Source organism: Olleya aquimaris, from assembly GCF_003259525.1.
Classification (GTDB): Bacteria; Bacteroidota; Bacteroidia; order Flavobacteriales; family Flavobacteriaceae; genus Olleya; species Olleya aquimaris.
Genome location: NZ_QLLO01000001.1, coordinates 41,373 through 55,487, shown reverse-complemented (window position 1 = coordinate 55,487; position 14,115 = coordinate 41,373). Strand labels below are relative to the sequence as shown.

Sequence of the window (14,115 nt, the reverse complement as noted above, 5' to 3'; positions counted from 1 at the left end):
TTTTAATGAATATTAAAAAAATAGTAATAAGAGCAGCCATTATCATTAGTGTGCTGCTTTTGCTTTTTAAGGGTTTTTTGATGTATCGTAATTATGCATCTTATCAAGATGTCATTCATGAAAATGCAGACCATATTATAAAAGTAAAAGTTGATGGTTTGATACAAACTATTGTATTTAATGCAATTTCTAATCCATCATTTTATAACAGAACATCCACAGAAAAAGACTCACTTAAAACAGATAAAAAAACAGGTAAAGGATTTTCAATTCCAGCCAATCTGTTTGTGTATACCATAAAAAACAAACCTTCAACAACTTTTTTTACGTCATTAAAATTAACGGATTCTTCCAATTTTACAAACCATTTAATGTCTGATTTTAAAATTGAAAATTTTGAAACATCCAAAGGTATTACAATCGCTACAACTAACGACCATAACTTCTTAATTGCGTTTAACGACAAGCAATGTGTAATGGCATATAACCCAAGTAAAGAAAATATAAACGAGGTGTTTTCAGAGTTATTAATAGATAACAAAACACTTAGTAAATCCGATGAAAAATGGTCAAAAATTAAAGACGCCAACTCACATATTAACTATGTAACCAAAAACAATAACTTACACTTAGATTTTAATTCTGGAAACATTTCTATTACTGGAAATTTAGAGTTACCAGTATTTTTAAATGTGCCAAGAACTTATACAGGAGTGCAATTCTCTAAGGATGCTAGCGCAACATTAAATCTAAATGTGTTTTCTACACTACAGTATGTATCGTTTGATTTTGAAGGTACAGAGATTAAAGTAGATAGTTTAAACGACTATTATAATGGGCATATCGCATTAGAAATTGCACAAACAACAACGCAAATAGATTCTATCATTTCTTATACATATAATGATGATTTTGAAAAGGTAGAAACTAAATCTGCAGTTAAAAAGGAGGTGCCAGAAATTAATGTGCAGCTTTCTTCAAAGGGTTCTAAACTGTATAAGTACCTAGAACGCGCATCAATAATTAAACAAGGTATGTTAAATAAAGAGCTATTTCCGTTATATCAATTTAAAATAGATACAACAACAACCAGTTTATTAGCCAGTACTAACATACATAAACCTGAAGTGTTTATAGAAACAGAAAACACAAATGTTTTAGAGTTGAATATAGATTTTAAAAAACTGAAGCAACAAAACCACTTCCCGATGTTAAACAGTTATTTAGAACAATTGTTAACCTTAAAAACAATTGGTACTTTTAACAAAGACGAAACCCTACAAATAGAAGGAAAAGTCCAATTTGCAAATAAAGATATTAATGCATTGGTACAATTAGTCATGGAAAATTTAGAGTAAAATGAATTTAAGTTACTGGGAAATAAAATCGTGGCTTAGCAACATAGATTATACTATTGTTGGAAGCGGAATTGTAGGAATTAATTGTGCATTACAACTTAAAAATCGTTTTCCAAATGCAAATATTCTTATTCTAGAAAAAGGCACGTTACCACAAGGCGCAAGTACCAAAAACGCAGGATTTGCTTGCTTTGGTAGCTTGAGCGAAATTATTAGCGATCTAAAAACACACACAGAAGAAGAAGTTTTAGAATTAGTTCAAAAACGAATTAATGGACTTCAATTATTAAGAAACACTTTAGGAGACAAAACTATTGACTACCAACAGTTAGGTGGCTACGAGTTGTTTACAGAAACTGATAATTTATTTGAAAACTGTATTGAAAGAAAAAGTCAAATTAATAAACTGCTAAAGCCAATTTTCAATGCTGAGGTTTTCAGTTTAAAACAGAATACGTTTGGTTTTAAAAACATCCGTAACCAATACGTTTTTAATCAATTTGAAGGACAAATAGACACAGGTAAGATGATGGAGGCTTTATTGCAAAAAGCGCTCTTAAAAGGCATTAAAATTCTTAACAATGTGTCTGTCGAAGGTTTTTCAGAAGATGTAAATTCTGTAAACGTAAAAACCAATCAGTTTGATTTTTCTACCTCTAAACTATTGATTGCTACAAATGGCTTTGCTTCTACTTTAAATATTCCAGAGGTCAAACCCGCTAGAGCACAAGTATTAATTACTAAACCCATAAAAAACCTTCATATAAAAGGCACGTTTCATTTAGATGAAGGCTATTATTATTTCAGAAACATAGATAACAGAATACTACTTGGAGGTGGTCGTAATCTCGATTTTAAAGGTGAAGAAACTACAGAGTTATCACAAACAGCTTTAATTCAAAATAAATTAGAAGACCTTTTAAAAACCACCATTTTGCCTAATATTTCTTTTGAAGTTGAACATCGCTGGAGCGGAATTATGGGTGTTGGAAATCAGAAAAAGCCTATTGTAAAACCTCTAAGCAACAATGTGTTTTGTGGTGTGCGTTTGGGAGGAATGGGAGTTGCTATAGGTAGTTTGATTGGTCAAGAATTAGCTAATCTTATTGACTAAAATGATAAAAAGACTTTTCAAATTTATTGCAAAAACAATAGCTTGGTTTTTTATTATATCTATCGGATTAGTCATACTTTTTAAGTGGGTTCCAGTACCTATAACGCCATTAATGGTTATTAGATATTTTGAAAAAGACAGTCCAAAACTATTAAAACACGATTGGGAACCTATTGAAAATATTTCTAAAAACTTACAATTAGCAGTTGTTTGTAGCGAAGATCAAAACTTTTTAAAGCACAACGGTTTTGATATTAAAGCAATAGAAAAAGCAATTGAAAACAATAAAAAAGGCAAACGTATTAAAGGAGGTAGCACAATAAGTCAGCAAACAGCTAAAAACGTGTTTTTATGGCCACAACGTAGTTGGTTACGCAAAGGGTTTGAAACCTATTTTACTTTTTTAATCGAATTATTTTGGACTAAAGAGCGTATAATGGAAGTCTATTTAAATAGTATAGAAATGGGTAATGGTATTTATGGTGCAGAAGCAGCAGCACAATATTGGTTTAAAAAACCTGCTTCAAAACTTTCTAAGTTAGAAGCGTCTGCAATAGCTGCTATTTTACCCAATCCTAGAAACTATAAAGCCAATCCAGTGACACATTATATTGCATCCAGAAAACGTTGGATACTAACTCAAATGAATGTTGTAGGTCAATTAAATTATAATTCTAAAAATGAGTAACAAAACCTATATAAAATTAGAGTTATATAACAAATGTGTAGCGTTTACGCAACACAGATTGGATACCATTAATAACACCATACAAGAATTACAAGACTCTCTAACCTCAGAAACTAAAAGTAGTGCAGGTGATAAGCATGAAACTGGTCGCGCGATGCTACAATTAGAACGCGAGAAGGCAGGAAAGCAATTGTCGGAAATCCAAAAAATCAATCAATTATTAGCTAAAATTAGTACGGAAAGTACTTCTAAAACAATTAGCTTAGGTAGTGTCGTGTATACCACACAAGCTAACTACTATATTGCAATTAGTGCAGGTGAATTAATAATAAAAGACACTAAGTTTTATGCGATTGCTGCCAACACACCAATAGCTCAATTATTAATAGGAAAAACAGTTGGAGATGAGGTGGTTTTTAGAGGACAGGAAATTAAAGTAAACAGTGTGATATAAAAAACCTCCAATAAAACATATTGGAGGCTAACTAACTAATTAAAATTGGTTAATAGCAAATTAGTTATTATTTATATAGCATTCAAATTGAGATTTTAATTTTTTAGAATTTTTTTTGCTTACTTTTCCTTCAATTTTTTGACCATTTTCAGTAACAACTCTAAACATAGTTAAACTTTTTGTGGTTAATAATTTTAAATCTTCATCACTTAAATAACTTATAATTTGATTAGTTACCGAATAAGTACTCATAAATCGGTTATTACTTTTAAAAATTTTATCTATTTTAAGTTTAATTAAACCACCTTCTGTTTTTAAAATATAGTCAACACCTTCAGTGAAATTAACATCAAAAATATCAGAATCGTCAGCAGGTGCTTTACTAACTATATTTAAAATCACATAGGATTTGTTTGTGTCTTTATCTTTTGCAATTAATAGTTTAATATCATGACCTTTTCCGTTTACTATAGTTGATTTAGAATGTAATTTTCCTCCCCAAAGCTCTGTTTTTACTTCAGTAATTTCATCTGTATTCGTTAAATGAGCTTTACATTTTTGACCATAACAAGTAATAGTAAAGAGGAATACAATAATTAAGTTAAGTTTTTTCATTGTTTTATTATTTTAAAGGTTTTAGTTTGGTTGTCTTCAGTTATAATATTTAAAAAGTATAGCCCATTAGTAAGATGTCTAACATCTATTTTATTATCTAGTATATCTGTTTTTATCTTTTGTCCGTTGATTGTGTATAGTGTAACATTATTTAAATTAGTTTCACTATTGATATTAATGTAGGTTGTAGTTGGGTTTGGGTAGATAGAAATATTCGTTTCTAGACTAAAATCATTTATTGATAATTGAGGGTCATTTAAATCAATAAAATTAAAAGCTGTTTCTATATTTGAGTCAAAATTAAAAATAGGTTGAGCACTTGTATCTCCTTGAGTAAATGAAAAAGCAAATACATCTGTACTGCACAACAATTTATCATCATTAGTAACATACATTTCACTTTTTATAATCTCACTGATATTATTATTTGTTGTAGTGACTTCTAATATTGTGTTATAAGAAGATGCATCTAGAGAATCAAATTCTAATAAATAATTTCTTGCATAAGTTGTACTAGAAGCTCTTTGACTTGCTACATAAATATTATTATTTACAGCTTTAATTCCGAAAGGATTAAAGGGAATAGTTCCTCCAGTGGTATTTCCAAAATCATAAAAAACAGAATATGCATTGGTGTTAGTATCGATTTTAAAAATTTCTCCATTACTTGAGCTAGTATTCGTAAAATAACCAAAAATCTCGTTAGATTCTGTTTCAACAAATAGATTACGATTACCAGAGATAGTCCCTCCAATATTAGTTTCTAAAATTGTGAAATTATTTGTTATTAGATTATATGAAAACAAATCTTTGTACGTAGGAAAATCTCCTGTGTTTACACCTGGTAAAAATGTTACTCCATACATAATGTTATTTGATGATAAATAAGTCCATCTTGTTTTTGCCATATCTATAGATTGATGCAAAATATTAAATGTATTGGTTAAGGTATTATAAGAAAAAATAATACCAGTAGTGTTTGTTTCATTACCAACATACCCAACAATTCCATAGAGTATATTGTCCTTTTCAAAGAATCGTATGTTTTCTACAGATGGAGAACTTGTCCATAAACTTCCAAAATCATATGCCAAAGAATGAGTATTAGTTACAGGGTTATATTCTATTAGTTTTCCACCAGAGGATGTTTGATAAGAATTATAAAAATATATTTTACCACTTGTTGTTTCTATAATATCTGTAGGTAGCGTCCCATAATTTTCTTCTTCACAATTTACTAATACATTATATTCTTCAGTATTTGGGTTGTAGCTAAAAAGCCTAACACCTGTTGGGATTATATTAGAGTCTTCACCTGAAGTTATACCATAAATTAATCCAGAGGATGCTTTTATCATCTTGTATGGTTTTAAACCATTATTACCAAATTCAGCTTCATCAATTCTTGTTATAATATTAGTGGTATTATCGTATTTCAATAATCCGCCATTTGTAGTTTCAAATTTTGATTGATACAGAAACTCACCATTACTAGCCAACATTAAAGGCGAAGAAGGTCTTTTTATAGAGAATTCATCAAGGAAATTGTTGCTAATATCATACTTAAACAAAAGAGCATTTTGGGTATTAGTTGTTCCACTAACTCCATATAAATAACCATTATTGAATACAGGAGGATAAAAATCTCTGAACCATGCTTCGTTACCATTAAGTGTATAACTAGAAGAAAAATAGTGAAGGTTTGTAAAAGAATTATTACTTAAGTCAAACTTATATATCCTTCCACCACCACCAGTAATTGGATTTACGTATCCATATAAATCATTATTACTTCCTTCAGTTAGATTATCTGCTTTTTCTGAAGAAGTTAAATCATATAATTTATTGTAAGTGTTTGTGGTTGTATTAAATTCAAAAACAACACCTTCACTATTTGTACCACCATAGGTTGTCGCTCCATAAATATTCCCATTACTGTGAGCTAAAATTGAATGGCAGAAATTTCCATCTGTGTTATTAAATGTAAATTCTGTTGTAACTATGTTTGTGTTTAAATCATAAGAGAAAAGTATATTACTTCCTGTGCTAACATCAGTAACACCATATATTTTTCCATTAATAAATTCTAAATCTTTAATTTCTCCTACAGCTAATGACGTAAGGGTTGTTGTTGATTGAGTAGTTATATCAAATTCTATAAGTGTTGTTCCAGAAAAGAAATCTGTTCTGATACCATATATTTTCCCATTTCCTGCACATAGGTTGTTAAAATATGAATTAGGGCCTATGGGTTCAAAATGGATTAAGATCTCAAAATTATTGTTGATTAAATCATATTTATAGAAAGTCCCACCATTTAACCCTCCATTGTCTTCTGTAACTCCATAAATTGTTTGATTAATTTCAACAAAATAATCATAAGGAAATTGTCCATTATCATTAAAGTCAAATATAGTTTGTGGCACATTATCATTAATTTTAATAATGGTTCCAAAATTACCCACTTCACTTTTTTTTGAAAAAGCAACATACTGATTTTGAGATAATCCAAACAATGGAAAGAGTAGTAAAAACAAAATTCGTTTCATTAGTAATTGTTTATGTTAACAACTAAAATGAAACAAAATTCTAAGCTAAAAAATTAATAGTGAAAATGCTATGGATACTAGTGATAATATAAAAAGACTTAGAGTTACTTATTAAGAATAGTAATGTTTTAACCTTGAATTTACTTCTTCTTTGTAAGTTGAGTTAATAATAAACTCTTGGTTTAGAATAGACAATTTTGCCCCATTAATACGTCCATCAAACATATCTGGAGCTATATTAACTATATAACTTTCGTTAATTCGGACAAAATGGTATGGTAACGATTTTTGTAAATCACGAAGTGAGGTTTTTAAGAAAAAATAATCTTTATTTTTGGTTTGAAACCACAAATAGTTAGCACGTAAAGCCTCTTCTTTATTGTCTTCATTAATAAAAGGTTTTACTGTAAAAAAGGCGATATCTTTATATTGTATTGGGACTCTTGTAATGGTATTTTTGTCAAGGTCTTTAATATTGTCTAGATAGTAAATAAGACCCATAATCCCCTCTTTAAAATTTGAGTTTTTAGGCTTTAGATGTCGCTGTAATACCGTTTGAATTTTTCTGACTAATTCTTTTATATCTAATCTAGGTTTTGTTTTTACCACAAAGTCTTCATGATTGGTACTTAAACCTTTATAAAATGTTTGGTCATCATCAAATTGTGTGACATATATAAAAGGTATGTTATAGGTTTTAGATAATAATTCTCCTAAATCTAACCCTGTTTGTTTCCCTTCTAAATGGATATCTAATAGCACTAAATCTGGTCGCTTACTATTTATTTTAGCAATTGCACTTTCTACGCTAGGTGTAAACTCATCTATACTATAATGCTCTTTGATTAGTTTAGAGCGTAAACGCTCATACAAAATAGCTTCGTTTTCTACAATTAAAATATGCTCTTTCATTTTTTGTCTATTTTGGGAATTCAACATGTAATTTTACACCATTATCATTGGTTAAATTGAAGCTTCCGTTTAATTGATCGGTTAATAATTTCATAATTCTAATACCAAAAGTACTTGCATTTGCTATAGAAAAATCTTCTGATAAGCCCTTTCCATTATCTGATAATGATAAACTAATTTTATTGCCAATCTCTTCTATTTTTATTCCAATGTTTCCTTTGTTTTCTGAAAAAGCATATTTATAAGAATTTGTCACAAACTCATTAATTATTAAACCTATTGGGAATGATTTTTCAGGGCTAATATTTAGTGTTTCGTCTATGCTTTGATCTATTATTACATGTTCAACATTAAAAGACTGCTGCACATTATTTGCTAAAGAGTTGATATACTTTTTTAAGTTTAAATTGGTTACATTATCACTTGTATACAGTTGTTTATGTACTTCGTTAATACTGTCAATTCTATTTTGAAGTTCGGTTAGTTTTAATCCTATTGCTTGGTCATCAAATTCGTCTTTAACAACTTCTATAAAGGTATCTATAATTGCTAGATTATTTTTTACTCGATGATGTAACTCTTTTTGAAGATTTTCAATAACCGTTTTTTGTTTTTTATTAAGTCTGTAATAAAATGTAAAAACTCCAAGTCCTATAAGCGCTGTTGCTAAACCACCTCCAAATTGCCATTTGCGTTTACTTTCTTTTGCTAATAGTTCTGCTTGCTGTGCTTTTTCAGCTTTTAGCTGAAGGTTTTCTTTTTCTTTTTTTTCGGTTTGGTATTTAGTTTCTATTTCTATTGCTTCATTTACATTATTTACTTGGTTTAGTGAATCTTCTAAATGCTTAAATTTTTTATGATAATGTAAACTTTTTTTAAAATTTGTACCTCTATCATATAAATCTGATAAATTTTGATAAACAACTTTTTCCAGGTCTTTGGGTAAAATCTCTTTATTTATAGTGTCATTTAAAATTTTTAATAAAATTTTTTCTCCTTCAATTAGATTATTAGTTTCTATATATGCGCTAGACAAATTAATAATTCCGTAGTTTTCAAGACCTTTAGATTTTAAAGATTGAGCATTATGAATGAGTTTCTTAAAAAAAGGTATAGACTCCCTATATTGTTTGTTTCTAATAAAATTTACTCCAATTGTATTTGTAACATCAGCAGCTAGCATTAAATTCCCCGTTTCTTCTAAGCAATGAAGTGCTTTTTTATTTAATTTATTGCCCTCTTCAAGATTTCCTTTTCTTGAATGTGCTAATCCCATAAACCTATATATATCACATAATTGTTCTTTATTACTTTCTTTATGTGTAAAATATCTTGTTTGAGCATCTTTTAAATATTCTATTGTTTTATCATAATTTTCTAAATTTATATATAGCCAACCTAAGTTAATCAACGAAGAAATTTCAAGATATTCAAGACTATGTTGAGATGCAATTGATAAACATTTTAATTGCATATTAATACTCTCAGTGTATTTACCAATATTCATTTTTAAAGAAGCCATACCATTGTATGAATAACCTAAAGGACTATATTGTTTTGATTTTAAACCCAAGTCAATTGCTTTTTGAAAATAATATTCTGAACTATCTACCTTGTCAAAAAATTTATAAACAGTTGCTTTTTGATTTAAAAAAATGATATTAAGTGAATCATTCAAATTGTTCTTAGCAATTCTTAGAGATTTATTGCTATATAAAATGGATTTATCATATTTTCCTACTCGTTGATATTTGTCAGATAATAGTTGATTACCTAAAGCACTAATTTTAAAATCGTTTTTATTATTAGATTTTTCTAGTAGAAATTCGACTAAATATTTGTAAGATTCTAAATCGCTTTCATCAATTTTAGATTTACAAAAATTATAAATTTCATTTACGTTTTTAGTAGATAATTTTTTTAATTCTAGCTTTAAGCTATCAATATTTGTTTGTTGCCCAAAAAGAAAAATAGAAAAAACACAAAAAAGTGCTGAAAGGTATAAATGTCTCATTGATTAGTAGTTAGACATTAAAGATAAAAGTTAAAATACTGTAAAACAACAGTTTTATCCTACAAAATTATAATTGCATAATTTTCATCGAAAACTTAAAGATTTTCACTAGACTGAGAACTTATTTCTTTTTTAAATAAACAGAATGGTTTGCTTTTAGTTTATGTTCATGTTCAAAAAACACAGTCTCACCATCTAAATCACCTTCAATTAAATAATAATGACCTTTAAAATAGCTTTTAGTAACAATTACTTTCAGCTCAGATTTTTCGACTACTTGTAATTGATGTGCGTAAATAATATCATTATTTATCACATTAAACTCACCAAAAAACGAGGCTATTAATGGTGTTTTAGGATTTTTAAATAGATTTTCAGGTGTGTTGTTAACTGCTATTTTAGTATCATGTAAAACAATCATATTATCTGCAAAACCTAACACGTCTTCTTTGTCATGTGTGGCAACAATACAAGTGATATTATTGTCTTTTAAATATTTAAAAACACTTCTACGTAGTGATTGTTTTTTAAAATTATCGATATGACTAAAAGGCTCGTCTAACAATATAATTTCGGTTTGCTTTGCCAAAGCACGTGCAAGTGCAACACGCTGTTTTTGTCCACCACTTAGAGTTTTAACTTTAGTTTTTGCAAATGCTGTTAGCTCGACAACTTCCAATAATTCTGCAGTACGTTCTTTTTTTTCTTTTTTGAAGAAATTAGATAAGTGTTTGCCTATATTTTCTTCAACAGTTATAAAGGGCATCAAATTGAATTCTTGATGCACATACTTCATAAAATCGTAACCAACAACTAGATTATATTTTGGACCTAAAATTTGGTTGTCTTTCCAAAATATTTCGCCTTTATCTAAATCGTATTCACCAAATAAAAGATTAAGTAAAGTGCTTTTTCCAGATCCACTTTCTCCAATAACTGCAAGGTATTCACCTTGTTTAACTTTAAAAGATATCCCTTTTAAAACTGGTGTTTTTTGGTATGAAAAAGACAGGTTTTTTACTGTTAGCATCGTGTAGCAAAAATAGTATAAAAAAACCGCTCAATAACTTGAACGGTTTTAAATTTTAGGACTCTTAGTCTATATTTAGTACAATCTAAAATTAGTCTTTAAAATCTTCAATTTTAGTTGGTAATACATCAAATCCCATGTTAAATAAGGTAAACCCATAAATGTCCGCATATTGCTCTATAGTTTTACTAACTGGTGTTCCGGCACCATGACCAGCATCTGTTTCAATACGTATTATAGTTGGATTGTTACCTGTTTGTTTAGCTTGTAATTCGGCAGCAAATTTAAAACTATGTGCAGGTACTACTCGGTCATCATGATCTCCAGTGGTAATTAAAGTCGCTGGATATTGCACGCCTTCTTTAACATTGTGCACTGGCGAGTATCCTTTTAAGTACTCAAACATTTCTTTACTATCATCTGCTGTCCCATAGTCGTAAGCCCAACCAGCTCCAGCTGTAAATGTATGGTAACGTAACATATCTAAAACACCAACTGCTGGTAATGCCACTTTCATTAAATCTGGACGCTGTGTCATAGTTGCACCCACTAATAATCCACCATTAGAGCCTCCTCTAATCGCTAAATAATCTGATGAGGTATATTTATTTTCTATAAGATATTCTGCAGCAGCAATAAAATCGTCAAACACATTTTGCTTTTTTAATTGTGTTCCTGCATCATGCCATGCTTTTCCGTACTCGCCACCACCTCGTAAATTTGGCACTGCGTAAACACCTCCTTGTTCCATCCAAACCGCATTAGCTATGCTAAAACTTGGTGTTAAACTAACATTAAAACCACCATAACCATATAGTATGGTTGGGTTTTTACCGTTAAGTTCTAATCCTTTTTTGTGTGTGATTATCATTGGAACTTTGGTACCATCTTTAGAGGTATAAAATACTTGCTTACTCTCGTAATTTTCTGGATTAAAATCTATATCTGGCTTACGAAATAATTCCGATGTCCCTTTTTCGATATCATATTTATATATACTTCCGGGAGTTACGTAATTAGCAAACGAATAGTACAGTTCTTTGTCTTCCTTTTTAGCACCAAAACCACCAGCACTACCAACACCTGGTAATTCTACTTCGCGTACTAATTTACCGTTATAGTCATATTGAAATACTTTTGAAACCGCATCTACCATATATTCTGCAAAGAAATAACCACCTCCTGTTGATGGGCTTAAAACATTTTTAGTTTCTGGAATAAAATCCACCCAATTTTCTGGAGTTGGATTTGACGCATCAACCGTTACAATTTTTTGATTTGGTGCATTTAAATTAGTGACTATAAATAGCTTTGAGCCTTCATTTTCTATAACATAAGTATCACTATCTGTATGGCCAATAATTTCTACTAATTTAGAATTTGGTTGCGTTAAATCTTTGATATATAATTTGTTTCCAGAAGTTGACACACGAGGTGTTATTAATAAGTATCTATCATCTTCTGTTACAGTTCCATAAATGTATCTGTGTTTTTCTTCAGGTGTACCACCAAAAATTAATTGATCTTCCTTTTGTGGCGTCCCTAACTTATGATAAAACACACGATGCTGGTCGGTTTTAGCAGATAATTCACTTCCTTTAGGTTTTTCGTAGCTAGAATAGTAAAATCCTTCGTTTTTATACCAAGACATACCGCTAAACTTAATGTCTACTAGAGTATCTTCAATAATCTCTTTAGTTTCTGCATCCATGATTAAAATTTTACGCCAATCACTTCCCCCTTCAGATATAGAATACGCTAATTTTTTTCCGTTTTTAGAAAAGCTTAAGCCTCCAAGCGAAATAGTACCGTCTTCTTTAAATGTATTTGGGTCTAAAAACACGGTTGCTGTACTTGGATCTTCACCGGTTTTATAACGATATATTACATATTGGTTTTGTAAGCCATTATTTTTATAAAAATAAGTGTAGTCGCCTTCTTTAAATGGTGCACCAATTTTTTCGTAATTCCATAATTTCTCTAAACGTTTTTTTAATTGGTCACGATACGGAATACTATCTAAGTAGCCATATGTTACTTTATTTTGTGCTTTTACCCATGCTTCTGTCTCTGGACTTCTATCATCTTCTAACCAACGATAAGGGTCTTTAACTTCGGTTCCAAAATAGTTTGTTACTGTGTCAACTTGTGCTGTCACAGGATAATCAACTACAATGTTTCGCTCTATTTGTTTGGTTTCTTCTTTACAAGACATAATAATAATAACCGTTAAAAAACTAATAAGTAATTTCTTCATATTAATAGGGATTTTTATTTCGACAATAAATTTAAACAAAAAAGCACTTGAATATTATAAACAAGTGCTTTTTAAGAGATTTATTTTAATAATTGTTTAAGCTTTACACTAAATTATTTTTAATTAAGTATTCTGCTATCTGTACAGTATTGGTTGCTGCTCCTTTACGTAAATTATCACTAACAATCCACATATTTATGGAGTTAGCTTGAGACAAATCACGTCTGATACGACCAACAAACACATCATCTTTACCATTAGCGTAAAGAGGCATTGGATAGGTGTTTACATCTACATTGTCTTGAAGCACGACACCATCTGTTTTGCTTAGTATGTCTCTAATGTCGTTTACGTCAAAATCGTTTTCAAACTCAATATTTACTGCTTCACTGTGTCCACCTGCTGTTGGAATTCTTACCGCTGTAGCTGTAACTGCAATAGATTTGTCGTCTAATATTTTTTGAGTTTCTCTAACTAATTTTAATTCTTCTTTTGTGTAACCATTATCTTCAAACACGTCACAATGCGGAATTGCATTTTTAAAGATAGGATAGTGGTATGCCATTTCTCCTTTTATTCCTGCTAATTCATTTTCTAGTTGTTGAACAGCTTTTACACCAGTTCCAGAAATAGATTGATAAGTAGAAACAACAATTCTTTTAATCTTATATTTTTTATGAAGTGGCGCCAAAACCATCACCATTTGAATGGTAGAACAGTTAGGATTGGCAATAATTTTATCGTCTTTAGTTAATTGATTTGCATTAATTTCTGGTACCACTAATTTTTTATCTTGATCCATTCTCCATGCTGAAGAATTATCAATTACTGTTGTGCCAACCGCTGCAAATTTTGGAGCCCATTCTAAAGAGGTGTTTCCGCCTGCAGAAAACAAAGCAATATCAGGTTTTAAGTTTACTGCGTCTTGTAAACCAACTATAGTATAGTCTTTATTATTAAAAGAAATAGATTTACCTACAGATCGCTCTGAAGCTACTGGTATAAATTCGGTTACCGGAAATTGTCTTTCTTGTAAAACTTTTAACATGACTTCGCCAACCATTCCTGTTGCGCCAACTACTGCTACTTTCATTTTAAGTACTTTTAAATTTGAGCGACTAAAA

11 protein-coding genes are annotated in these 14,115 nt (G+C 29.8%); 4 read left to right on the top strand and 7 right to left on the bottom strand.

The window, feature by feature from the left end:
• The first annotated feature begins 5 nt into the window (after positions 1-5).
• The 4 genes from LY08_RS00230 to LY08_RS00215 are packed head-to-tail and all read left to right on the top strand — an operon-like array spanning position 6 to position 3,614.
• On the top strand, positions 6-1,358 hold the full coding sequence (locus tag LY08_RS00230) for a hypothetical protein (protein ID WP_111658423.1): 1,353 nt from the start codon (positions 6-8) through the stop codon (positions 1,356-1,358).
• Between the two features lies 1 nt (position 1,359).
• Positions 1,360-2,472 (top strand): NAD(P)/FAD-dependent oxidoreductase, encoded by a 1,113-nt coding sequence (locus tag LY08_RS00225; RefSeq protein WP_111658422.1) that lies wholly within the window; start codon positions 1,360-1,362, stop codon positions 2,470-2,472.
• Position 2,473: 1 nt separating this feature from the next.
• Positions 2,474-3,160 (top strand): monofunctional biosynthetic peptidoglycan transglycosylase, encoded by a 687-nt coding sequence (gene mtgA / locus LY08_RS00220; RefSeq protein WP_111658421.1) that lies wholly within the window; start codon positions 2,474-2,476, stop codon positions 3,158-3,160.
• Positions 3,153-3,614, top strand: coding sequence for a 3-oxoacyl-ACP synthase (locus tag LY08_RS00215; protein ID WP_111658420.1), 462 nt, complete (start codon positions 3,153-3,155; stop codon positions 3,612-3,614). Before mtgA ends, LY08_RS00215 begins: the two co-directional genes overlap by 8 nt.
• Before the next feature lie 60 nt (positions 3,615-3,674).
• Here the strand turns inward: LY08_RS00215 and LY08_RS00210 are convergent, their stop codons facing one another.
• The 7 genes from LY08_RS00210 to LY08_RS00180 form a co-directional block, all read right to left on the bottom strand.
• Positions 3,675-4,229, bottom strand: a complete 555-nt coding sequence (locus LY08_RS00210; RefSeq protein WP_111658419.1) for a hypothetical protein — start codon at positions 4,227-4,229, stop codon at positions 3,675-3,677.
• Entirely contained in the window at positions 4,226-6,778 is a 2,553-nt protein-coding gene (locus LY08_RS00205; protein WP_111658418.1) for a T9SS type A sorting domain-containing protein, read from the bottom strand. Before LY08_RS00205 ends, LY08_RS00210 begins: the two co-directional genes overlap by 4 nt.
• A gap of 111 nt (positions 6,779-6,889) precedes the next feature.
• Positions 6,890-7,690, bottom strand: coding sequence for a response regulator (locus LY08_RS00200; RefSeq protein WP_111658875.1), 801 nt, complete (start codon positions 7,688-7,690; stop codon positions 6,890-6,892).
• A gap of 7 nt (positions 7,691-7,697) precedes the next feature.
• Positions 7,698-9,704, bottom strand: coding sequence for a histidine kinase dimerization/phosphoacceptor domain -containing protein (locus tag LY08_RS00195; protein ID WP_111658417.1), 2,007 nt, complete (start codon positions 9,702-9,704; stop codon positions 7,698-7,700).
• Between the two features lie 121 nt (positions 9,705-9,825).
• Positions 9,826-10,734, bottom strand: coding sequence for an ABC transporter ATP-binding protein (locus tag LY08_RS00190; protein ID WP_111658416.1), 909 nt, complete (start codon positions 10,732-10,734; stop codon positions 9,826-9,828).
• Positions 10,735-10,825: 91 nt separating this feature from the next.
• Positions 10,826-12,991 (bottom strand): prolyl oligopeptidase family serine peptidase, encoded by a 2,166-nt coding sequence (locus tag LY08_RS00185; protein ID WP_111658415.1) that lies wholly within the window; start codon positions 12,989-12,991, stop codon positions 10,826-10,828.
• A 103-nt stretch (positions 12,992-13,094) separates the two neighbouring features.
• On the bottom strand, positions 13,095-14,084 hold the full coding sequence (locus LY08_RS00180; protein ID WP_111658414.1) for an aspartate-semialdehyde dehydrogenase: 990 nt from the start codon (positions 14,082-14,084) through the stop codon (positions 13,095-13,097).
• Positions 14,085-14,115 lie beyond the last annotated feature (31 nt).